This is a genomic window from Streptomyces armeniacus (assembly GCF_003355155.1).
Lineage (GTDB): Bacteria > Actinomycetota > Actinomycetes > Streptomycetales > Streptomycetaceae > Streptomyces > Streptomyces armeniacus.
On record NZ_CP031320.1, the window covers coordinates 4,620,255 to 4,642,337 of the forward strand.

Sequence of the window (22,083 nt, forward strand, 5' to 3'; positions counted from 1 at the left end):
GGTGCGCTGCATCCGTACGGCGCGCTCCCGTACGGAGCCCTCTCGCCGTACGGCGCGCTCTGGTCCTGCGGTTCGCTCTGCTCGCATGGCGGCCTTCCTCATCGGGGGATCAGCAGGGCTGCGTTGGCCTTGTCGGCGCACTGGCGCAGCGCCTCCGCCGGGCTGCGCCTGCCGAGCAGCACGGCGACGATCGCCTCGCCCAGCGCCTGCGAGATCTGCGGGTACGCGGGGTGCACCGGCCGTACCCGCGCGGTCTCCAGCGCCTTGGTGAACACCGGCAGCCCTTCCGTACGCGCCGAGTGCCGCCGCCACTCCGGGCGCCGCTCGGTGGCCGTGCTGAGGGGGAGGCTGCCGGCGGCGATGCCCCAGCGGGCGTCCTGTTCGGGCTGGATCATCCAGGTGACGAACTCGACGGCGGCACGGGACCGCGCGTCGCCGTTGTCGAAGACGGTCCAGGTGTCCGGGCCGGAGATGGTGACGGAGCGGCCGTTGTAGCCGGGCAGCGGCACCACGCCGTAGTCGACCTTCGCGTCGAGGATGTCGGGGAGCTGCCACGGGCCCGTCGCCACCATGGCCATCCGGCCGCCCATGAACACCTGGTACATCTGCTCGCCGCCGGGCTTCGGATCGACGTACACGCTCTTGTCGCGGACCAGCCGCGCCAGCGTCTCCAGGGCGCGTACGCCCTGCCGTTCGAAGCCGATGCCGCGCCCGTCGTCGGCGACCACCTCGCCGCCCAGGTCCCAGACCATCGGCCAGAGCCGCCAGACGGTGTCCTCGTCCCCGGTGCCCGGCCAGCCGGTGCCGAAGACGCCGCGCCCCGCGTCGGTGAGCCGCCGGGCCGTTGCGACGAACTCGTCCCAGGTCCAGCCCGGTTCGGGGAACGGCACGCCGGCCGCGCGGAACAGCTTCTTGTTGTAGACGACGGACAGCGAGTCGAGCAGGGCGGGCGCGGCGCGCAGCCGCCCGTTGAGGGTGACGGCCTCGCGGGCGGCGGGCCAGTAGCCGTTCCAGCGGGTGGCGCCGCCGCGCAGCGGCTCGGTGAGGTCCACGACGCTGGGGCTGCGGGCGACGCTGGCGAGGTCCGAGCCGAAGACGTAGGCGATGTCCGGGAACGAACCGGACGCCAGCGCCGCCGTCACCTTCTGCAGCATGGCGTCCGCCAGCACCCCGCCGCCGCCCGCGTCCACGCGGATACGGGGGTGCGTGCGGTTGAACTCCGTCACCAGCTGCTCGATCGCCTTGCGGCCGGTGTCGCTCTGCCCGTGCCACAGCTCGACGGTGACCGTGCCGTCGGCGCTGACACCGTCGGAGGCACCGGCCGAGCACCCGGCGGCCAGCGGTACGCCCACGGCGGCCGGCGTGAGCGCGGCGGCGCCGCGCAGCAGCCGGCGCCGGGGGAGGGGTCGGGTCATGGCGGTCTCCTTACGCGGGAAGGACACGCGGCGGGCGTACGGGCTCCCCGCGGATACGGATGACGGGCAGCGGGGAGCCGTACGGGTGGATGTACGGCGGGTGGTGCGGTGGTGCGCCGTACGGAGATGGGAGAGAGGCCGCGCGGGGCGCGCGCCGCGTCAGCAGGTGCGGTGGACGTAGCCGTCGCTGCCGGGCGTGGAGACGGCCACGTCGCGGCGTACGATGCTCAGCTCGCCGCCCCAGCCGTCGCACGCCTTCCGCAGGCCCTCGTCGGTGTACTCGACCACCACGACGTGGTTGTCGAACGCGGCGGCGTACTCGTCGCACTCGTTCCACGGAGCGCACTCCTCCGCGACGGCGAAGTCCAGCCCCGTCTCGGCGCGGCTGCCGGCGAGTTCGACCGTGTTCTTCTGGGCGGCGGCCAGGCCGCGGGAGTGCGCGTGCGCGGACAGCAGGGTGACGAACGCCTTGGCGTCCGCGGCGGTCAGCAGGTCCTGGGAACGGGTGTAGCTGTCGTAGTTGTCGGGCTCGACGGCGTCGAAGCCCTTGTCGGCGCAGCCGTCCGTCCACTTGTTGACCCGCTCGGCGACGCGTTCGCGCTTGGCGGCGGTGCCGATGTCGAGCAGCGCCTCGTCCCAGTCGGGGTCGATGACGACGTCGCCGTTCTCGTCCCGCAGCAGCAGGTCGGCGGGCCAGTCGCCGGTCTCGCCGGGCTGGACCTGGAAGGCGTTGACGTAGCAGATGTTGTAGAGGCCGGCGGCCGGCTCCGCCGTACGGTCCCGGCTGACCACCTCGGTGCCGGCGGGCGGGTCGTACGCGCCGCCGATCTGGTAGTCGAAGCCGGCTCCCGGCGGCGGCAGCTCCGGCTCGGCGGCGCTGGCGCGGGACGGCGTGTTGCCGGTGATTCCGGCGGCGACGAGTGCGGCGGCGGCCAGGGCGGCGGCGACCCAGGGGCGCCGGCGGCGCAGGGCGTGAGTGGCAGGCATGGCGTGCTGCTCCATCAATCGCGGGTACGACCCCGCCTCGGACGACGCTGCACTGCACGCGCTCCTGGCGACTCAGGCCGGGCTCCGGACATCGTCCGCTACCGGCTGGGCGCACCTCTACGGTGCCGGGTGGACACCACCCTGGGCACTGGCAGGATCAAAGCGCGTCGCACCGCACACGTCAAGAGTTCGAACTTGAGCAAGTTCGCAAAAGTGCGCAAGATCGTGCCTGGGGCATGTGCCCGGCCCTCGGGTCAACTGCTCATCCGGTGCTGGAGCCGGGCAGGTCAGCTGCGCTTTTCCGCATCGTGCGCGGCTGATCAGGGATACACTCACCGACATGCTCAAGAGTGATCGCTTGAACCGGATCATCGACCACGTCGCCGCCGAAGGCAGCGTGGACGTCCAGGGGCTGGTCACCCTGCTGGGCGTGTCCGGTGCGACCGTACGCCGCGACCTGCAGGAGCTGCACGAGCGCGGCATGCTCCAGCGCACCCACGGCGGAGCGGTCACGGCCGCGTTCGAGCAGCCCGTGCGGCACCGCGCGGGGCGGCAGCGGGCGGAGAAGCAGCGCATCGCCGCCGCCGCGGCTCAACTCGTGCCCGAGGGCGCCGTGGTGGGACTGACCGGCGGCACGACGGTCACCGAGGTCGCGCGGGCGCTGGCCGGGCGCGGCGGCATCACCGTGGTCACGAACGCCGTGAACATCGCCGCCGATCTGGTCGTACGCCCCGACATCCAGCTCGTCGTCATCGGCGGCAACGCGCGCTCGCAGAGCTACGAGCTGGTCGGCCCGGTCGCGGAACGGGTGCTGGACGAGTACCACATCGACATCAGCTTCATCGGCGTGGACGGGCTGACCGTACGGCGCGGCTGCAGCACCCACGACGAGATGGAGGCGCACACGGACCGCGCGTTCCTGCGCAACAGCACGCGTGCGGTGGTCGTCGCCGACCACACCAAGATCGGCAAGATCACCTTCGCCCGGATCTGCCCGCTGACCGACATCAGCACGGTGGTCACCGACGGCGCGGCGGACGAGGCGGAGACGGCGGCGATCCGCGCGCTGGGCGTGCAGGTGCTCACGGCCTGATCGGGCACCGTACGGTGGCGCCCGGCCACCGTACGGAGCGCCGCGCGCGGCCCACCGTACGGTCGCGTTCCGGCACCGTACGCCCGTATGGTGCCGCCCGCCCGTACGGTCGCGCCCCACCCGCCGCGGGTAGGGCGCGACCGCACTGTGCTCAGAGCGTTGCCGCGCTGCGTTCAGAGCGCTGCCGCGCTGTGCTCAGAGCGCTGCCGCGCTCCCTGTCGCGCCCAGTACGCCGAGGATCCGGGCCACCTCGTCCGCCATGGCCTCGCGCGCGGGCCCCAGGTAGCGGCGCGGGTCGACCAGTTCGGGCCGCTGCGCGAGGACGTCCCGTACGGCGCCGGTGAACACCGCGTTGAGGTGCGTGGAGAGGTTCACCTTGCGGATGCCGGCCGTCACGGCGGCCGCGAGCGTGCCGTCCGGCACCCCGGACGAGCCGTGCAGGACGAGCGGCACCGGCACCGCCTCCCGCAGCCGCGCGACGAGCGCGAGGTCCAGCTCCGCGCGGCGCTCGGTCATCGCGTGCGACGAACCGACGGCCACCGCCAGCGCGTCCACGCCCGTCTCCTCGACGAAGCGGGCGGCCTCGCCGGGGTCGGTGCGTACGCCGGGCGCGTGCGCACCGTCCTTGCCGCCCACCTCGCCGAGTTCGGCCTCCACCCAGACGCCCCGCTCGTGGCACCAGGCGGTGATCTCGCGCGTCCGGCCGACGTTCTCGGCCCACGGCAGCCGCGAGCCGTCGTACATCACCGAGGCGAAGCCGCAGTTCACCGCCTCGTGGATGAGCTCCGTACGGGTCGCGTGGTCCAGGTGCAGCGAGGCGGGCGTACGGGTGGCCGCGACGGCCGCCGTCGCGGCGGCGGCGAGGGGGCGCAGCGCACCGCGGTACGCCACGGCGTTCTCGCTGACCTGCACCACGACCGCCGCATCGGCCTGTTCCGCGCCGGCCAGCACCGCCTCCAGCTGCTCCAGCAGGACGGCGTTGAACGCGCCCACGCCGTGGCCGCGTTCGCCCGCCGCCCGTACCAGGTCTCCGGTGCCGAGCAGCGTCACGACGCGTCCTCCAGCACCACGGAACGGGTCAGGTGCGGCGGGCTGTCCACGTCGCGCCCGAGCGTGGCGGCCAGCTCCGCGGCCACCCGCTGGGCCTTGACCAGCTCGGCCAGCGGGTCCAGCCCCGAGGGCCGTACGAGGTGGGCACCCGTGGCCGCGATCTGCCCGTCCAGCCCCGCCGGCAGCGCCGCCGCGCCCAGCGGCCAGACGGCGCGGCCGGGGGCGGCGATGCCGATGGGGCCGTGGCGGTACTCCATCGCCGGGTACGACTCGGTCCACCAGGCGGCGGCCTCGCGCACCTTCAGCGCGGCCTCCTGCGCCAGCCCGTACGTCCAGCCCGCGCCGAGGAAGGTGATCTGCGGCGCCGCGAGGACCCGTTCGTCCAGCTCCTCGGTCACCGCCGTGTCCGCGTCGCGCAGCGCCGCGGACAGGTCCTCGCCCAGGTGGGCGCGGAGCAGGATCATCTGGGAGGTGGGGAAGCGGGTCTGTACGACGGACCGCTCGTCGGCGAAGTCCAGTACGACGCTGTCGTCGGCCAGGGCTCCGGCAGGCCCGTCCGGCACCGCTGTCAGGGCGGTGCTGCGGATACGGCCGCGCACCCGCTCCAGGGCGTGCAGCACCTCGGTGGTCGTGCCGGAACGGGTCAGCGCGAGCACCCGGTCGTACTCGCGGTCCAGCGGCGCCTCGGACGCGGCGAACGCGTCGGTGCGGCCGTGGCCCGCGGCCTCGCGCAGGGCCGCGTACGACTGCGCCATGAACCAGGACGTGCCGCAGCCGATCACCGCCACCCGCTCGCCGGGCTGCGGCAGCGCCGCCGCGTGGCGCGGCAGCAGGTCCACCGCCTGCCGCCAGCAGGCGGGCTGGGATGCGATCTCGTCCGCGGTGTGCGACATGGCCTCTCCTACGACGCGGGGCCGCCCGGCCCCTGGAATCCGACGGTGCTGCGCAGAACTGCGCACTCACCCTGCTCAAAGCTGAGCATATTCCGCTGTTCTATCAGAAGCGCGCAGACGGCGCGAGGGCGCGTGAGGGGAGCGCGGGCGCGTGCCCGCGCACGCATGCGGCAGCGGGGGACACCGGGAGGCGCGAGGAAGGGAACCGTTCAGCTGATCCGCAGGGCCAGGAAGAAGTCGAGCTTGTCCTCGAGCCGGGACAGGTCACGGCCCGTCAGCTGTTCGATCCGGCCCATGCGGTACCGCAGGGTGTTGACGTGCAGATGCAGCCGTGCGGCGCACCGCGTCCACGAGCCGTCGGCGGCGAGGAACGCCTCCAGCGTCGGGATCAGCTCCGCGCGGTGCCGCCGGTCGTAGTCCCGCAGCGGGTCCAGCAGCCGGGCGGTGAAGGCACGCCGTACGTCGTCCGGTACGAACGGCAGCAGCAGCACGTGCGACGCCAGCTCCTCGTGCCCGGCCGCACACACGGTGCCGCGCCGCGCCGCCGCCACGCGCCGCGCGTGCCGCGCCTCCTCCAGGGCGCCGCGCAGTCCCTCCGCCGAGTGCACCGTCGCGCTCACGCCGAGGGTGAGCCTGCCGTCGCCGGAGAGGCCGCGTTCCATCGGCTCGCGCACGCTCTCCAGCAGCGCGCCCGCCGAGATCCCGCCGCCGCCGGACTCGCCGCCCGCACCCGTGTCCGAGCCGCCCCCGGCCTCCGCGTCTGCGTCCGCCTCCGTGTCCGCGCCCGTGGCCGTGGCCGGCAGCGGCACCAGCGCGACGGCCTCGCCGCCCGTGTGGGCCACCGCGACCCGGTCGGCTGCCGCGGCCCCGCCGGCCTCCGCCGTACCGGGCCCGACCAGCAGCTCCTCCAGCAGCGCCTGGGCCACCGGGCCGCCGTCGATCGGCTCGCCCTTCTCGCCCTCCTGCCCCCACTCCACGCGCGCCACCACGACCTGCCAGTGCGGCGCCGTGCCCAGCCCCGGCAGGAGTACGGGCGCCGCTACCCGCAGCCGCGCGGCGGTCTCCGCGGGCGGCGCGCCCGACTGCACCAGCTCCAGCACCTCCTGGGCGAGCCGCCTGCGCACCGTACGGGAGGCGTCCCGCCGGTCGCGTTCGACGGCGATCAGCTGGGTCACGCCGTCCAGCAGGTCGAGCCGTTCGGCGGGCCAGTCGCCCGCGTCCGCCTCCACGGCCAGCAGCCAGTCGGAGAGCACCGTCTGACGCAGGTCTCCCTCGCCGGTACGGACGGGGAAGAGGGTGTACGCGACGCCGTCCACGGTGGCGCGGTACGGGCCGGGCCGTCCGGTGCGTACGGCCGCCAGGTGCTCACCCGCGAGGCGCGCCCGTACGGTGGCGGGCAGCTCCCGTACGGTGTCGCCCCGTGCCGCGCCCGTACCCGCCGCGGCGGACCTCCCACCCGCGGCGGACCCCGCGCCCGTACCCGCGGCGGACCCCGCGCCCGTACCCGCGGCGGACCCCGCGCCCGTACCGGCGCCCGAAACCGTGCCCGCGCCCGCCACCGGCCGCCCCGTCGGGGACAGCACCCACGCCCGCAGGTCCAGGTCCGAGTCGAGCAGGTCCAGCACCACGTCCGCGCCGCCGCCCGCCGGTCCGGAGGACATCAGGCGGCGGTGCCGGTCCACGACCGCCGCGAGGTCGCCCGCCCGCTCCGTCGACACCTGCCGCACCACGTGCTCGGTGATCGTCGCGAACGCGACGTCCTCGTCCACCGCGAACAGCGGCAGCCGGTGCCGGTTGCACGCGACGACCATGTCCTCCGGTACGGCCCCCAGCTCCGCCTCGCCCGCCGCCAGCCCCGCCACCCCGGCCGCGGCCAGGATGCGTACGAACGGCTCCGAGTCCTCGGGCGTACGGCGCCACGCCAGGCCCGTGAGCACCAGTTCGCCGCCGGAGAGGTAGCGGCTGGGGTCGCGCAGGTCAGTGGTCATCACGCCGCGGACCGTACGGTCCAGCTCCGCCTCGCCGCCGAGCAGCCGCAGCCCGAGTGAGCTGGTCTCCAGGAGTGCGCGGAGCCGCATGTCGTCGCCCGCCGTTCCGTTGCATGATGGCCGTGTGTGCTGAGGCGTGTGCCGGGACGTGTGTGCTGAGTGCGCTCGTACGTGAGTGCCGGGTCGCGGCTTTCGTTGGAATCTACAAGACCGGGCACCCGGGCAGCCAATTGGTTCATGTTTTCGGTGACTGCACCGCGCCGCGCGCACCTCGGTCTACTTGGGCCACACCCGTGAACGGCACATGAACGGCTCCGGTGCCCCCACGCTCCCGGAGCCAGGCTCCCGGCCCCCCGGCCGTACGGCCTCAGAGCGACCCGAGAAGAGACACCACATGGAGTTCCTGCGTCCCGCCAGCTGGGAGGAAGCGCTCGCCGCCAAGGCCGAGCACCCCTCGGCTGTCCCCATCGCGGGCGGCACCGACGTGATGGTCGAGCTCAACTTCGACCACCGCCGGCCCGAGTACCTGCTCGACCTCAACCGCATCGGCGAGCTGTACGACTGGGAGGTGGGCGAGGAGCAGGTGCGGCTCGGCGCCTCCGTCTCCTACACCAGGATCATCGACAACCTCCGCACCGAGCTGCCCGGCCTGGCCCTCGCGGGCCACACCGTCGGCTCGCCGCAGATCCGCAACCGCGGCAGCGTCGGCGGCAACCTGGGCGCCGCGTCGCCCGCCGGCGACTCGCACCCGGCACTGCTCGCGGCCGGCGCCGAGGTGGAGGCCGAATCCGTACGCGGCACCCGGCTGATCCCGGTGGAGGAGTTCTTCACCGGCGTGAAGCGGCACGCGCTCGCCGAGGACGAGCTGATCCGCGCCGTGCGCATCGCCAGGGCGGACGGGCCGCAGCAGTTCTCCAAGGTCGGCACGCGCAACGCGATGGTCATCGCCGTCTGCGCCTTCGGTATCGCCCTGCACCCGCGCAGCCGCACGGTCCGTACGGGCATCGGCTCCGCCGCACCCACCCCCGTACGGGCCCGCGCGGCCGAGGACTTCCTGAACGCCGCGCTCGAGGAAGGCGGCTTCTGGGACAGCGGCCGCACCCTCACCCCCTCCGTGGCCCGGCAGTTCGCCGAGCTCGCCGCGGGGGCCTGCAACCCGATCGACGACGTGCGCGGCAGCGCGAAGTACCGCCGCCACGCGGTGTCCGTGATGGCCCGCCGCACCCTCGGCTGGACCTGGGAGAGCTACCGCGGTGCCCGCGGCACCGGAGCAGCCGGCGGCGCCGGAGAAGGAGGTGCGCAGTGCGCGTGACATTCCGCGTCAACGGACGCCCGTACGAGGCCGACGACGTGTGGGAGGGCGAGTCCCTGCTGTACGTGCTGCGCGAGCGGATGGGCCTGCCCGGCTCCAAGAACGCCTGCGAGCAGGGCGAGTGCGGCTCATGTACGGTCCGCCTCGACGGCGACCCCGTCTGCGCCTGCCTCGTCGCGGCGGGCCAGGCCGAGGGCCGCGAGATCGTCACCGTGGAAGGCCTGGCCGACTTCGCCCGCGAGCGCGACGCGAAGGCCTGCGGCACGGGCGCGTGCGGTGAGGCCCCGGCCGGCGGCACCTCCGACGGGAACGGCGGCACGTCCGGCGGCACCTCCGTGGACGCCGCCCAGCGCTGGGAGGCGCGGCCCACCGCGCCCGACGCCGAACTGGCCCCGGTGCAGCAGGCGTTCATCGACGCCGGCGCCGTCCAGTGCGGCTTCTGCACCCCCGGCCTGCTGGTCGCCGCCGACGAGCTGATCGAACGCAACCCGCAGCCGTCGGACGCCGACATCCGCGAGGCCCTCTCCGGCAACCTCTGCCGCTGCACCGGCTACGAGAAGATCCTCGACGCCGTCCGCCTCGCCGCGGCACGCGGCGGCGTGGCCGAACCCGCCGGGACCACAGGAACGGGGGCGTGAGCACCGTGAACGGAGTCACCCGTACGCCCACCAGCCTCTCCCAGGGCAGCCAGACCCGCGGCGGCATCGGCGAGTCGACGCTGCGCCCGGACGGCACCCTCAAGGTGACCGGCGAGTTCGCGTACTCGTCGGACATGTGGCACGAGGACATGCTGTGGGGCTTCACCCTCCGCAGCCCGCACGCGCACGCCGAGATCGTCTCGATCGACACGTCCGAGGCGCTCCGGCAGGCCGGTGTCCATTCCGTGCTGACCTACGACGACCTCCCCGCCGAGGTGAAGCACTACGGCCTGGAGATCCAGGACACCCCCGTACTGGCGCACGGCCGCGTACGGCACCACGGCGAGCCCGTCGCCATCGTCGCCGCCGACCACCCGGAGACCGCACGCAGGGCCGCCGCCAAGATCAGGGTGGAGTACGCCGAACTGCCCGTCGTCCACGACGAGGAGTCCGCGACCGCCCCCGGCGCGCCCCTGCTGCACCCCGGCCGCGACGACCACCACGCCGAGCACGTCCCGCACCCGAACATCGTGCACCGCCAGCCCATCGTCCGCGGCGACGCGGACGCCGCGAAGGCGCGCGCCGACGTGGTGGTGAGCGGCGAGTACGAGGTCGGCATGCAGGACCAGGCGTTCCTCGGCCCCGAGTCCGGTCTCGCCGTGCCCGCCGAGGACGGCGGCGTCGACCTGTACATCGCCACGCAGTGGCTGCACGCCGACCTCCGGCAGATCGCCCCCGTACTGGGGCTGCCCGAGGACAAGGTGCGGATGACGCTGTCCGGCGTGGGCGGCGCGTTCGGCGGCCGCGAGGACCTGTCGATGCAGATCCACGCGTGCCTGCTGGCGCTCCGTACCGGCAAGCCCGTCAAGATTGTCTACAACCGCTTCGAGTCGTTCTTCGGCCACGTGCACCGGCACCCGGCCCGGATCCGGTACGAGCACGGCGCCACCCGCGACGGCAAGCTCACGCACATGAAGTGCCGCATCGTGCTGGACGGCGGCGCCTACGCCTCCTCCTCACCGGCCGTCGTCGGCAACGCCTCGTCGCTCTCGGCCGGCCCGTACGTCGTCGACGACGTCGAGATCGAGGCGCTCGCCCTCTACACCAACAACCCGCCCTGCGGCGCCATGCGCGGCTTCGGCGCCGTCCAGGCGTGCTTCGCGTACGAGGCGCAGATGGACCGGCTCGCGGCCGAACTCGGCCTGGACCCCGTGGAGTTCCGGCAGCGCAACGCCATGTCCCAGGGCGCCGTCCTGCCCACCGGGCAGGAGGTCGACTCCCCGGCGCCCGTCGCCGAGATCCTCCGCCGGGTCAAGGCGATGCCGCTGCCGCCCGAACGGCAGTGGGAGACCGCCGGCGAGGACGGCAGCACCACGGACGTACGGGCGCTGCCCGGCGGCCTCTCCAACACCACGCACGGCGAAGGCGTCGTACGGGGCGTGGGCTACGCCGTCGGCATCAAGAACGTCGGCTTCTCCGAGGGCTTCGACGACTACTCCACCGCCCGCGTACGCCTCCAGGTCATCGGCGGAGAGCCGGTCGCCCAGGTGCACACCGCGATGGCCGAGGTCGGGCAGGGCGGCGTCACCGTCCACGCGCAGATCGCCCGTACGGAACTGGGCGTCACCCAGGTGAGCATCCTGCCCGCCGACACCCAGGTCGGCTCGGCCGGTTCCACCTCCGCGTCCCGGCAGACGTACGTCACCGGCGGCGCCGTCAAGAACGCCTGCGAGGCGGTGCGTGAACAGGTCCTGGAACTCGGCCGCGCCCGCTTCGGCACGTACCACCCGGCCTGGGCCACCGCCGAACTCCTCCTGGAGGGCGGCAAGGTGGTCACCGACGGCGGCGAGGTGCTGGCCTCGCTGGCGGACGTCATCGAGGGCGAGACGCTGGAGGCCGACCTGGAGTGGCGGCACCGGCCGACGGAGCCGTTCGACCTGCGTACGGGGCAGGGCCAGGGGCACGTGCAGTACTCCTTCGCCGCGCACCGGGCGGTCGTCGAGGTCGACACCGACCTCGGGCTGGTCAAGGTCGTCGAACTGGCCTGCGCCCAGGACGTCGGCAAGGCACTCAACCCGCAGTCCGTCGTCGGCCAGATCCAGGGCGGTACGACGCAGGGGCTGGGCCTCGCCGTCATGGAAGAGATCGTCGTGGACCCGTCGGCGAAGGTACGCAACCCGTCCTTCACCGACTACCTGATCCCGACCATCCTCGACACGCCGACCATCCCCGTCGACGTGCTCGAACTGGCCGACGAGCACGCCCCGTACGGCCTGCGCGGCGCGGGCGAGGCCCCCACGCTGTCCTCCACCCCGGCGGTCCTGGCGGCGATCCGCGACGCGACGGGGCTGGCACTGCGGCGGGTGCCGGTACGGCCGGAACACCTGACGGTCGAGCCTCCGGCGGGCTAGCCGTACGCGACGACGACCGGCGCCCGCCGCGATGCCGGAACGGACCGGGCGCTCCGCGCCCGGCCCGCCCGGCGGGCGGGGCGCGCGGTTGGCACCGCTGCCGCGGTGGGATGGGCGGGGCGCCACCGCGCCCGGCCCCCCGCTCCGGCAGGTGCGGGGAGCGTTCGGCCTCGCGACGCCGCCCGGCGGGCGGTGCTCGCGTGGGGCGGCGAGCGCGGCTCGCGCCGCGTGGCCGGGCAGGTGGGCGCTACCGCGCCCAGTCGCCCGAGTCGGTGCGCACCGGCAGGTGCCGGAGCGCCGCCTCGGCGGCGTACCCCCGGCCGCCGCCGGGGAAGACCGGTCGCTTGGGCGGGCCGGACAACCGAAGAGTTTCGGGCGCGCGGAGGTCTCCGTCTCCGCGGCGTCCGGGTCCGGCCCACCCCGGGCCGGGCAGACGTCCGGGTCGGGCGGCCGCGTGCCGTGCGGGCCGGGCGAGCCGCCCCCGTGGCGGCGTGGCATCCCGAACCGGCTCCCCCGCGGAGCGGTTACCGCGTCTCGGGCCGTCCCCCGGGTCGTGCGAATCCCAAATCCCGCGCACTCCTCGTGCACGCGGGTGCCCCTGTGAACCTTGGGAGAGGCACACCATGACCCAGTCGCAAGTGGGGCCGAGGACGACGGCGGAGGACGCGGGCACCGGCTCGCGGCCGCCCGCCGGACGGTCCTGGCTCGACAGGTACTTCCACATATCCGACAGAGGATCGACGGTCGCGCGTGAGGTGCGCGGCGGCATCACCACCTTCATGGCGATGTGCTACATCATCCTGCTCAACCCGGTGATCCTCTCGGTCCCCGACGCCACCGGGGCCCATCTCGACGCGGGTCAGCTGACGACCGCCACCGCGTTCGCGGCCGCCGTCACCACCCTGGCCATGGGCGTGCTCGGCAACGTGCCGCTCGCGCTCGCCGCCGGGCTGAGCGTGTCCGCGGTCGTCGCGTTCCAGGTCGCGCCCGAGATGACCTGGGCGAACGCGATGGCCATGTGCGTCATCTACGGCGGGGTCATCATCCTGCTGGTCGTCACCGGCCTGCGGGAACTGATCATGAGCTCCATACCGCTCGCGATGAAGCACGCCATCACCATGGGCATCGGCCTGTTCGTGTGCCTCATCGGGCTTGTCCAGGCGGGCTTCGTCACGAGCATGGACGGGCCCGGCGGCGTCGCGGGCGAGAAGCCGGTCCAGCTCGGCGTACACGATCAGCTGACCGGCTGGCCCGTGCTGTGCTTCTCCGTCACCGTGCTGCTGATCTTCATGCTGCAGGTGCGGAGGGTGCCCGGCGCCATCCTCATCGGGATCGTCGGCGGTACCGTCCTGGCCGCCGCCGTACACCAGCTCACCGGCATGTCGAAGAAGGACTGGGGTGGCCTGAACGCGCCGGAGATCTCCGGCTCCGTCGTCAGCGCCCCGGACTTCGGCCTGTTCGGCGACGTGTCGTTCAACGGCATGGCCGACGTCGGCGGGATCACCGTCGGCGTCATCGTCTTCACGCTGGTGCTGGCGGGCTTCTTCGACGCGATGGGCACCATCATCGGCATCGGCCAGCAGGCCGACCTCGTGGAGAAGGACGGCCGTATGCCCGGCCTGAGCAAGGCCCTCGCCATCGACGGCGCGGGCGGCGTGGTCGGCGGGGTCGCGGGCGCCTCGGGCCAGACCGTGTTCGTGGAGTCGACGGCGGGTGTCGGGGACGGCGCCCGTACGGGCTTCGCCAGCGTGGTCACCGGACTGGGCTTCACCCTGTGCCTGTTCTTCACCCCGCTGGCGCAGGTCATCCCCACCCAGGTCGCCGCCGCCGCGCTGGTCGTCATCGGCTCGATGATGATGAGCAACGCCAAGCACATCGACTGGAACGACCCGGCCACCTCGATCCCGGTGTTCCTGACGACGGTGCTGATGCCGTTCACGTACTCGATCACCGCGGGCATCGCGGCCGGCGTCATCGCGTACGTCGCGATCAAGGCGGTGCAGGGCAGGTGGCGCGAGCCGGGCTGGCTGATGTGGCTGCTGGCCCTGGTCTTCCTCGTCTACTTCTCGCTCGGCCCGATCGAGGGCTGGCTGGGCGTGAAGTAGCCGCAGGGGCCGGGGGCACGCCCCCGCCGCACAACGGGCCCTCCACACATCCGCATCCGCAAAGGAGCACCAGATGCTGGACATCGCCGAACAGCTCGACCGGTGGTGCGGGCAGCGCCGGGACTTCGCCGTCGCCACCGTCGTCGCCGTCAGCGGCAGCGCGCCGCGCCTGCCCGGCGCCGCGCTCGCCGTGGACGCCGAGGGGACGGCGGTCGGCAGCGTGTCCGGCGGGTGTGTGGAGGGCGCCGTGTACGAGCTGTGCCGGGACGCGCTGCGGGACGGCCGCCCCGTACGGGAACGCTTCGGATACAGCGACGACGACGCCTTCGCCACCGGCCTGACCTGCGGCGGCGTCATCGACATCCTCGTCACGCCGGTCACCGCCGACGCCCCCTGGTACACGGCACTCGCCGCCGCGCTGTCCGCCGCGGCGGGCGGCGAGCCGGTGGCGCTGGCCCGGGTCACGTCCGGCCCGTACGAGTTGCTGGGCCGCGCGCTGTGCGTACGCCCGGACGGCACGTACGCGGGCGGCCTCGGCGGCAGCGCCGCGCTGGACCGTACGGCCGCCGCCGAGGCGAGCGCGCTGCTGGCGGCGGGCCGTACGGGCACGGTGCGCACCGGCGCGGACGGCGGCCGCTGCGGGGAGCCGGTCACCCTGCTGGTCGAGTCGAACGTGCCGCCGCCCCGCATGCTCGTCTTCGGCGCCATCGACTTCGCCGCCGCGCTCGTCCGCGCGGGCCGCTTCCTCGGCCACCACGTGACGGTGTGCGACGCGCGGCCCGTCTTCGCCACCGCCGAACGCTTCCCGGACGCGCACGAGGTCGTCGTCGACTGGCCGCACCGCTACCTCGAGTCCACCGCCGTGGACGCCCGTACGGCGGTGTGCGTCCTCACCCACGACGCCAAGTTCGACGTGCCCCTGCTGGAACGGGCGCTGCGGCTGCCGGTCGCGTACGTCGGCGCGATGGGGTCACGCCGTACGCACGAGGACCGCCTCGAGCGGCTCCGCGAGGCGGGGCTCACCGACCGTGAACTGGCCCGGCTGCGTTCGCCGATCGGGCTGGACCTGGGCGCCCGTACGCCCGAGGAGACGGCGCTGTCCATCGCGGCGGAGATCGTCGCGGACCGGCGGGGCGGCTCCGGCGTACGGCTCACGGGCGCGCATACGCCGATCCACCACGAGCCCGTCACCGGACGCGCTCAGCCGGACATGGCCGACAGCGCGGCACGGGCGATCTGCTGAGCCTCCGGCCTGCACTCCGGGAGGGTGTGATGGCCGCCGAGCCGCACCAGGACCGCGAGGTTCCCGTCGCGGACGTGCAGCGCGCAGTGCTCGTCGCCCCCTTCGTCGCGCCAGTACGCGTCGTCGCCGAAACCGAGCTCGGATTCGCGCACGGTGCCCGCGTCCGCGTAGGCGTCGTCGAACCACTTGGTCTGGGCCTCGGTTCCCCAGCCGGGGTCGCTGCCGGTGCTGCGCTTCACGTCCCACTGCACGAAGGCGTGCGGCGACCGCGCGCCGCTCCTGGACCAGGAGCAGTTGGTCACCGCCTGGTGCGAGGCCTCGATGTCGTTGCCCGCCTTCACCTCGCCCTCCGGCAGCGGCAGCTTTCCGGCGGCCTCCGAACACAGCGGCATCTTCGTGTACTTGTCCGGTTCATCCGGTTCCCCGGACGGGTCCGCCGTCGTGCTCGGTGACGGCGAGAAGTCCGGCTGTGCGGCGGCCTTGCCGTCACCGGAGGTCAGCGTGTACGCCCAGGCGCCGATGCCGGTCACCGCGAGCACGCCCGACAGGACGAGTGCCGCGACGGCCTTGCCGCCGGGCCTGGGCGGCTTTTGCTTCGACTCGGGCTTCGGCTCGGGCTGCCGCTGTCGCTGCGGCGGGTGTGCCGGCTGCGGTGGCACCGGCCCTGGCTGTGGCGGCGTGGCCGCGGTCTGTGTGGGGGCGGCGGCCATGGCGTCCGTACGGGAGGGGCCCGTGACCAGGGTCCGGTCCGGGTCGCCGAGCAGCCGGTCGACGTCCGCCCGCTGGGCGGCGATCATCCGGTGTACGGCGTACGGCCACGGCTGCCCGGCGTGCCCGCGTGCGCCGATGAGTTCCAGCAGTTGCGCCGGAGTGGGGCGGGCCGCGGGGTCCTTGGCCAGGCAGGGCTCGATGATCCGGCGCAGCGGCGGCGGCACGGCCGCCAGGCCGGGCTCCGCGTGTACGACGTTGTACAGCGCCTGCGCGGCCGAGGCGCCCGCGAACGGGCTGCGGCCCGTGACGGCCAGCACCAGCACGGAGCCGAGGGAGAACACATCGCCGGCCGGGGTGAGTTCGCGGCCTTCGGCCTGTTCCGGCGACATGAAGGCGGGTGAGCCGATCACCCGGTCCGGCTGCGTCAGCGCGGTCGCGCCCGCGCCTTCGGCGACCCGGACGATGCCGAAGTCGATGACGCGGACGCCGTCCTCGGCCAGCAGCACGTTCTCGGGCTTGAGGTCCCGGTGGATGAGGCCCGCCCGGTGGATCTCGGCCAGCGCCGCGGCGAGACCCGCGGCGAGGTGGCGTACGGGCTCCTCGGGCAGCACGCCGGCCGTCTCCACCGCGGCGCCCAGCGAGGGACCGCAGACGAACGCCGAGGCGAGCCAGGGGGTGGGCGCGTCGGGGTCGGCGTCGAGGACCGGTGCCGTGTAGGCGCCGGACACCTTCCGGGAGGCGGCCACTTCCCGCCGGAACCGCGCACGGAACCCGTCGTCCGCGGCGAGCCGCGCGTGCACCTGCTTGACCGCGACGATCCGCCCGTCCGGCGCGCTGCCGAGAAGCACCCGGCCCATGCCGCCCCTGCCGAGCTCGGCGTGCAGGCGGTACGGTCCCGCCGCGGTGGGTTCGGATTCGCTCAGCGGCTTCATTCCGGCACCGCCCGCAGGGCGTCCTTCGCGACGGACGTGCTCAGGTCCTCGCACTTGCCGCGGGGGTGGCTGCTGCCCTGTACGGACACGAGCGTGAGCACGTTGACGTCCCGGACCACCAGCACGCAGCTCGCGTCGCTCCTGGGCTCGGTGCGCCAGACCGCCTCGTCCCCGGCTCCGATGTCGCCGCGCTCGTAGTAGTCGAGGTGATTGCCCATCTCGTACGCGGACTTGGCCTGTTCCGCTCCGGTCTCGCCGCCCGGCCGGGTCCTGTAGAGGTCGTACGTGACGGTGATCCGGTCGCCCGAGCGGGAGTTCCACACGCAGAAGCTCTCCAGGTACTTCGGCCCCTTCGCGCCCGTCTCCGTGAAGCCGTCCTGCTCGCTGACGCCTTCCCCGGCCGGGGCGCCGAACTCCGGCGGCATGTGCGTGATGTCGGGGGCGCCGCTGGTGTCGGACGTGTGGGCCGGTTCGCAGGCCGGCAGGGACCGCGTGTACTTGTCGCGGACCTTCGCCAGCGGTGTCGTCCCCGGCGTCGGTGTGCTCTTGTCCGGCCGTGGCTCCGTACCGGACGCGGCTGGCTCCTTCCCGCCGCCGTCGTCCGGCAGTACGAGCGCCGCCGTCACCGCGACGACCGCCACGACAGCAGCGGCGGCGGCCAGCCACGCGGTCCGCCCGCGGCGCGGCGACCCGGGCTTCGCGCCGGGCGGGACGACGGGCGTTGGGACTGCAGGTGGTGCGGCAGGCGGTGCGGAAGGCGGGGCAGCGGCCGGCGGGACGGCCGGCCGTGGAGGAGACGCGGCGGGGGCCGGAGTGGGCACGGTTCCGGCGGGCGGGGCGGCTGAGCCGACGGCCCGTTCCACCCCGGCCCGCTGCTCGGCGGTGAGCCGGTGCACCGCCTCCGGCCAGGGCCGTGCCGTCGGTGTGACGGTGCCGACACGGCTCAGCAGCTCCTGCGGCGAGGGACGGTCCGCCTCGTCCTTGGCGAGGCACGGCGCGATGAGCTCGTACAGCTCCGGCGGCACGGCGCTCAGGTCCGGCTCCTCGTGCGCGACCTTGTAGAGGACGCCCGGCACCGAGGCGCCGTGGAATGGCGGGGTGCCGGTGCAGGCCACGGTCAGCGTGGCGCCGAGGGAGAACATGTCGCTGGCGGCGGACAGCGGCCGCCCGTACACCTGCTCGGGCGACATGAACGGGGGCGAGCCCAACACGGCTCCGGTGTGTGTGAGCTTGGTCTGCCCTTCGGCGGCCCGCGCGATCCCGAAGTCGATGACCCGTACGCCGTCCTCGGCCAGCAGCACGTTGGACGGCTTGAGGTCACGGTGGATCAGGCCCGCCCGGTGTACGTCGGCCAGCGCCCGGGCGAGGCCCGCCGCCAACTGCCGTACGGACTCCACGGGCAGCACCCCTGCGGCGCCGAGGGCGTGGCTCAGCGAGGGGCCCGGGACGAACGCCGAGGCGAGCCAGGGGGTGGGCGCGTCGGGGTCGGCGTCGAGGACCGGTGCCGTGTAGGCGCCGGACACCTTCCGGGAGGCGGCCACCTCCCGCCGGAACCGGGCCCGGAAGCCCTCGTCCTCGGCCAGGTCGGCGTGTACCTGCTTGACGGCGACCAGCCGCCCGTCGGGCGCGACGCCGAGCAGCACCCTGCCCATACCGCCCTCGCCCAGGACCGCGACGGTCCGGAACGGCCCTGTGTGCTGCGGACCTGATGGCCCGAGAAGCTCCATTGTCGTCCTGTCCCCTCCCGGTCGAGCGGACAGCATAGAGCCGCGAGTTGTCCGTACGGCTACCAGGGTGTGCACGATGCACACGGGTCCTCGACCGGGACCCGGCCGCGGAACGCGATCCGCCCCGCGGCGCTGTGCCGCGGGGCGGATCGGGGGCCCGGTACTTCCGGCCGCCGCCGGAAGTGGAGCCGGAAGGGATCAGTACGGGCCGTTGACGTTGTCGATCGAACCGTACGTCTGCGCCGCGTAGTTGCACGCGGCCACGATGTTCGCGACCGGGTCGCGCTGGTCGTTGGCCGTGCCCTCGACGTGGAACGCGTCGAACGTCGGCTTGATGACCTGCAGCAGACCGATGGACGGCGTGCCGTTCTGGGCGTTGATGTCCCAGTTGTTGGAGACGTTCGGGTCGCCGCCGGACTCCCGCATGATGTTGCGGTGGATCCCGTCGTAGCTGCCCGGGATGCCTTCCTTCTCCATGATGGCGAGCGCCTCGTTGATCCAGCCGTCCAGGTTGGTCGACTGGGTCTTGTACACGCCGCCGGACTTCTTCGCGGCGGCCTGGTCGGCGTTGGCGCCGCCCTGGGCCTTGCCGGGCGCGGCGCTCTTCTCGGCGCCGCCGGAGGAGGCGTCGAGGGTCAGCTGCTGGCCGGGCACGATCAGGTCCGGGTTGCCGCCGATGGTGTCGCGGTTGGCCTCGTAGACGGCGTTCCAGCCGCCCTCGACGCCGTGGTCGGTGGCGATGCGGTGCAGGGTGTCGCCGCTGGCGACTGTGTACGAGTCCGACTTGCCGGACTTCTTCCCCTGCGACTGCGGGTCGGTCTCGGACTGGGCGGCGCCGGCGTGTGCCGGTGCCTGTGCCGGGGCCTGAGCCTTGGCGGAAGCGGGCGCGGGAGCCGCGTGAGCGGTACCCGTCAGAACGGGTGCGGCAATTCCCGCGCCACCGGCGGCAAGCACGATGGAAAGGCGGGAAATGCGGCGGGCATTGAGCGTTATACGCGGACGACGATGGCGGCCACGAGACATGGGGGTGTCCTCTCCTGGCGCCTGCGAGGTGAGCTGTCGGATTCGGGCTGGAGTGGCCCGGCCATATCTCCCGTAAACCCTTGTGTGGGCAGGGTGTTGGAGGCATGGCTTCACCCCTAGCCGGGCCGCTGAGCTGCGGCACGGCACTTACCTGGTTCCCCCGCTCCTGCCGAGTGACTGGTGCGCTATTTCCCTCGCCGGGCGGCAGGATTCGGCGCCCCGGTCCGGGACTCCCGCCGGTCATAGGGGTCGGGAGCGAGGGTCACACAAGCACATCGGATTGTGCGGGACAAGCCGCCGGATTCGGATGCCGAGGCCCACTGTGCACGCATCGGTTAATTCGTCCACGCTGCGCATTGGATCATTTTCTGAGCGTGAGAGGGGCGAATGGGAGGGTGTTTCGAATTGGCCCCGGAATTCCGCGACTTGGCGAGGTGCCCGGGAGAACGGCCGACGGGCGCTCGGCCCCGATGTGACTCCGGACACAGGGAGTTCGGCAAAACGACCAAATCACCCTATTGCGGGGATACGTTGACGATTTCCCTTGAAGGGAGGGGATTGGCCGGCAGTGCTGTCGGGGCATATCGCCCGTTTCCACCCGATGGGCGGACTTGCTGCCCACCCACCCTCCGGGAGCGCGTACGGGCCGGGGGCCCGTCCCCTTCGCGCCGGGTTCCGTTCCGCCGTGGCCGGGTCCCGTTCCCCCCGCCGGCGGAACGGCTCCCTCCGTACAGACGGCACGGCGCGCGGCCCGGTTGCGAGAGATTCGCGGATTTTTTCCGGCGTGGATGTCGAGACAGCGGGTCCGGCGCCGATGTCTCCTGTGAGAGGCACCCCGCCCCGGGGAGCCCAGGCACAAGGAGTCCAGTGATGAAGTACATGCTGATGGTCCTCGGCCGGCAGGCGGACTACGACGCGATGAGCGGCGGCACCCCCGAGAAGGGCGCCGCGTGGACCGAGGCCGACCTCAAGGCGATGTTCGACTTCATGGGCGCGCTCAACAACGACCTCGCCGAGTCCGGCGAGCTCGTCGACGCGCAGGGTCTGACGGCGCCCTCCGAGGCCCGCCTCGTCAGCGCCACGCGCGACGGCCAGCCCGTCATCTCCGACGGCCCCTACGGCGAGACCAAGGAGGTGCTCGCCGGGTACTGGGTCCTCGACTGCGCGAGCATCGACCGCGCGACCGAGATCGCCGCCCGCGTCGCCACCTGTCCGCAGCCCGAGGGCGCGCCCGACTACCCGGTCGTCGTGCGCCCGATCCAGGACGGCACGCCCGATTTCGCGTGACGGACACGCCCGCTCCCGAGGACCTGCTGCGCCGCCACGCGCCGCAGGTCCTCGGCGCGCTCGTACGGCGCCACGGCCACGGCTGGTTCGACGCCGCCGAGGACGCCGTACAGGAGGCGCTGCTCGCCGGCGCCGTGCAGTGGCCGCGTGACGGCGTCCCCGGGAACCCGCGCGGCTGGCTCATCCGGGTCGCGTCCCGCCGCCTCACCGACCACATCCGCGGCGAGCAGGCCCGGCGCCGCCGCGAGGAGACCGCCGCCGCCATGGCCGCGCGCGACGACTTCGTCGCCCCGCCGCCCGGCGAGGCGCGGGCGCCGTCCGAGGACGACACGCTGACGCTGCTGTTCCTGTGCTGCCACCCGGAGCTGTCCCCGCCGTCCCAGATCGCCCTGACCCTCCGCGCCGTCGGCGGCCTCACCACGGCGGAGATCGCCCGCGCCTGCCTCGTACCGGAGGCCACGCTCGCCCAGCGCATCAGCCGCGCCAAGCAGCGCATCAGGAAGTCGGGCGCCCGCTTCGGCCCCCCGCCGGACGAGGAGCGCCCGCAGCGGCTGGCCGCCGTCCTCCAGGTGCTCTACCTCATATTCAACGAGGGCCACACCGCGTCCTCCGGCGACCGCCTGCGCCGTGCCGAGCTTTCGGGTGAGGCGATCCGCCTCACCCGCGCCGTACGGGACCTGCTGCCGGACGACGGCGAGGTCGCCGGCCTGCTCGCGCTGATGCTGCTCACCGACGCCCGCCGCGCCGCCCGCACCGGGCCCGGCGGTGAGCTGATCCCGCTCGCCGAGCAGGACCGGCGGCTGTGGGACACGGAGGCCATCGCGGAGGGCGTCGCACTGGTCAGCCACGCCCTGCAGCACACCGACCTGGGCCCGTACCAGGTGCAGGCCGCCATCGCCGCCGTCCACGACGAGGCGCCCGGCGCCGAGCAGACGGACTGGCCGCAGATCCTCGCGCTCTACGACGTCCTCGACCGCTTCTGGCCCAGCCCGGTCGTCAGCCTCAACCACGCCGTCGCGGTGGCCATGGTGCGCGGCCCGCGCTTCGGGCTGGCCCTGCTGGACCGGCTCGCGGACGACCCGCACCTGTCCGGACAGCACCGGCTGGAGGCCACGCGCGCGCACCTGCTGGAGATGGCGGGCGAACCGGAGGCGGCCCGTACGGCGTACCGCGACGCGGCACGCCGCGCCGCGAGCCTGCCGGAACGGCGCTACCTGCAGTCCCGTGCCACGCGCCTCAGCGGGCCGGGCTAGAAGGCTGACGAATGG

At 73.7% G+C, this 22,083-nt stretch carries 16 protein-coding genes and 1 riboswitch; of the genes, 8 read left to right on the forward strand and 8 right to left on the reverse strand.

From position 1 onward, the window contains the following. Positions 1-98 precede the first annotated feature (98 nt). Positions 99-1,415, reverse strand: a complete 1,317-nt coding sequence (locus DVA86_RS20050; RefSeq protein WP_208880173.1) for an ABC transporter substrate-binding protein — start codon at positions 1,413-1,415, stop codon at positions 99-101. 159 nt (positions 1,416-1,574) lie between these two features. Beyond that, complete coding sequence (locus DVA86_RS20055) at positions 1,575-2,402, reverse strand: endo alpha-1,4 polygalactosaminidase (RefSeq protein ID WP_208880175.1); 828 nt, start codon at positions 2,400-2,402, stop codon at positions 1,575-1,577. Between the two features lie 340 nt (positions 2,403-2,742). On the opposite strand from DVA86_RS20055, the gene DVA86_RS20060 reads away from it, so the two are divergent. Beyond that, the gene (locus DVA86_RS20060; protein ID WP_208880176.1) at positions 2,743-3,495 is read left to right on the forward strand and encodes a DeoR/GlpR family DNA-binding transcription regulator; all 753 of its coding nucleotides are present in this window, start codon (positions 2,743-2,745) and stop codon (positions 3,493-3,495) included. Positions 3,496-3,690: 195 nt separating this feature from the next. On the opposite strand, the gene DVA86_RS20065 is transcribed toward DVA86_RS20060, so the two are convergent. The 3 genes from DVA86_RS20065 to DVA86_RS20075 form a co-directional block, all read right to left on the reverse strand. Then, complete coding sequence (locus tag DVA86_RS20065; RefSeq protein ID WP_208880178.1) at positions 3,691-4,545, reverse strand: class II fructose-bisphosphate aldolase; 855 nt, start codon at positions 4,543-4,545, stop codon at positions 3,691-3,693. Next, positions 4,542-5,438, reverse strand: coding sequence for an SIS domain-containing protein (locus DVA86_RS20070; RefSeq protein ID WP_208880180.1), 897 nt, complete (start codon positions 5,436-5,438; stop codon positions 4,542-4,544). Before DVA86_RS20070 ends, DVA86_RS20065 begins: the two co-directional genes overlap by 4 nt. A 209-nt stretch (positions 5,439-5,647) precedes the next feature. After that, complete coding sequence (locus tag DVA86_RS20075) at positions 5,648-7,516, reverse strand: PucR family transcriptional regulator ligand-binding domain-containing protein (protein WP_208880182.1); 1,869 nt, start codon at positions 7,514-7,516, stop codon at positions 5,648-5,650. A gap of 304 nt (positions 7,517-7,820) precedes the next feature. Here DVA86_RS20075 and DVA86_RS20080 point away from each other — a divergent pair, with 304 nt between their 5' ends. From DVA86_RS20080 to DVA86_RS20100, 5 genes are all read left to right on the forward strand, one after another. Then, positions 7,821-8,738 carry an FAD binding domain-containing protein gene (locus DVA86_RS20080; RefSeq protein WP_208880184.1) on the forward strand — a complete coding sequence of 306 codons (918 nt, stop codon included), beginning with the start codon at positions 7,821-7,823 and terminating at the stop codon, positions 8,736-8,738. Further along, complete coding sequence (locus DVA86_RS20085) at positions 8,729-9,376, forward strand: (2Fe-2S)-binding protein (protein ID WP_208880186.1); 648 nt, start codon at positions 8,729-8,731, stop codon at positions 9,374-9,376. The genes DVA86_RS20080 and DVA86_RS20085 overlap by 10 nt, the downstream gene beginning before the upstream one ends. Positions 9,377-9,381: 5 nt before the next feature. Then, positions 9,382-11,787, forward strand: a complete 2,406-nt coding sequence (gene pucD, locus DVA86_RS20090; protein ID WP_208884922.1) for a xanthine dehydrogenase subunit D — start codon at positions 9,382-9,384, stop codon at positions 11,785-11,787. A gap of 623 nt (positions 11,788-12,410) precedes the next feature. After that, complete coding sequence (locus DVA86_RS20095; RefSeq protein WP_208880188.1) at positions 12,411-13,892, forward strand: NCS2 family permease; 1,482 nt, start codon at positions 12,411-12,413, stop codon at positions 13,890-13,892. 73 nt (positions 13,893-13,965) lie between these two features. Beyond that, complete coding sequence (locus tag DVA86_RS20100; protein WP_208880190.1) at positions 13,966-15,135, forward strand: XdhC family protein; 1,170 nt, start codon at positions 13,966-13,968, stop codon at positions 15,133-15,135. Here the strand turns inward: DVA86_RS20100 and DVA86_RS20105 are convergent. The 3 genes from DVA86_RS20105 to DVA86_RS20115 form a co-directional block, all read right to left on the reverse strand. Next, positions 15,093-16,778: a serine/threonine-protein kinase gene (locus tag DVA86_RS20105; protein WP_208880192.1), complete on the reverse strand. Its 1,686-nt coding sequence runs from the start codon at positions 16,776-16,778 to the stop codon at positions 15,093-15,095. The two genes, DVA86_RS20100 and DVA86_RS20105, sit on opposite strands and share 43 nt — an antisense overlap. Next, entirely contained in the window at positions 16,775-18,505 is a 1,731-nt protein-coding gene (locus tag DVA86_RS20110; RefSeq protein WP_208880194.1) for a serine/threonine-protein kinase, read from the reverse strand. The genes DVA86_RS20105 and DVA86_RS20110 overlap by 4 nt, the downstream gene beginning before the upstream one ends. Positions 18,506-18,703: 198 nt before the next feature. Continuing rightward, on the reverse strand, positions 18,704-19,528 hold the full coding sequence (locus tag DVA86_RS20115; RefSeq protein ID WP_208880196.1) for a LysM peptidoglycan-binding domain-containing protein: 825 nt from the start codon (positions 19,526-19,528) through the stop codon (positions 18,704-18,706). 4 nt (positions 19,529-19,532) lie between these two features. Then, positions 19,533-19,723: riboswitch (cyclic di-AMP (ydaO/yuaA leader) on the reverse strand. Between the two features lie 675 nt (positions 19,724-20,398). Here DVA86_RS20115 and DVA86_RS20120 point away from each other — a divergent pair. Both DVA86_RS20120 and DVA86_RS20125 read left to right on the forward strand, forming a co-directional pair. Beyond that, positions 20,399-20,815 carry a YciI family protein gene (locus tag DVA86_RS20120; protein ID WP_208880198.1) on the forward strand — a complete coding sequence of 139 codons (417 nt, stop codon included), beginning with the start codon at positions 20,399-20,401 and terminating at the stop codon, positions 20,813-20,815. Continuing rightward, a complete protein-coding gene (locus DVA86_RS20125) occupies positions 20,812-22,068 on the forward strand; it encodes an RNA polymerase sigma factor (protein ID WP_208880200.1) in 1,257 nt (418 codons plus the stop codon). The genes DVA86_RS20120 and DVA86_RS20125 overlap by 4 nt, the downstream gene beginning before the upstream one ends. Positions 22,069-22,083 lie beyond the last annotated feature (15 nt).

What these genes read in the sequence shown, in the direction of transcription:
- DVA86_RS20095 (WP_208880188.1), top strand. Translation starts at nt 12,411, where the DNA reads ATGACCCAGTCGCAAGTGGGGCCGAGGACGACGGCGGAGGACGCGGGC.
- DVA86_RS20070 (WP_208880180.1), bottom strand. Translation starts at nt 5,438, where the DNA reads ATGTCGCACACCGCGGACGAGATCGCATCCCAGCCCGCCTGCTGGCGG.
- DVA86_RS20110 (WP_208880194.1), bottom strand. Translation starts at nt 18,505, where the DNA reads ATGGAGCTTCTCGGGCCATCAGGTCCGCAGCACACAGGGCCGTTCCGG.
- DVA86_RS20115 (WP_208880196.1), bottom strand. Translation starts at nt 19,528, where the DNA reads ATGTCTCGTGGCCGCCATCGTCGTCCGCGTATAACGCTCAATGCCCGC.
- DVA86_RS20120 (WP_208880198.1), top strand. Translation starts at nt 20,399, where the DNA reads ATGAAGTACATGCTGATGGTCCTCGGCCGGCAGGCGGACTACGACGCG.
- DVA86_RS20075 (WP_208880182.1), bottom strand. Translation starts at nt 7,516, where the DNA reads ATGCGGCTCCGCGCACTCCTGGAGACCAGCTCACTCGGGCTGCGGCTG.
- DVA86_RS20055 (WP_208880175.1), bottom strand. Translation starts at nt 2,402, where the DNA reads ATGCCTGCCACTCACGCCCTGCGCCGCCGGCGCCCCTGGGTCGCCGCC.
- DVA86_RS20105 (WP_208880192.1), bottom strand. Translation starts at nt 16,778, where the DNA reads ATGAAGCCGCTGAGCGAATCCGAACCCACCGCGGCGGGACCGTACCGC.
- DVA86_RS20050 (WP_208880173.1), bottom strand. Translation starts at nt 1,415, where the DNA reads ATGACCCGACCCCTCCCCCGGCGCCGGCTGCTGCGCGGCGCCGCCGCG.
- DVA86_RS20060 (WP_208880176.1), top strand. Translation starts at nt 2,743, where the DNA reads ATGCTCAAGAGTGATCGCTTGAACCGGATCATCGACCACGTCGCCGCC.
- DVA86_RS20100 (WP_208880190.1), top strand. Translation starts at nt 13,966, where the DNA reads ATGCTGGACATCGCCGAACAGCTCGACCGGTGGTGCGGGCAGCGCCGG.
- DVA86_RS20080 (WP_208880184.1), top strand. Translation starts at nt 7,821, where the DNA reads ATGGAGTTCCTGCGTCCCGCCAGCTGGGAGGAAGCGCTCGCCGCCAAG.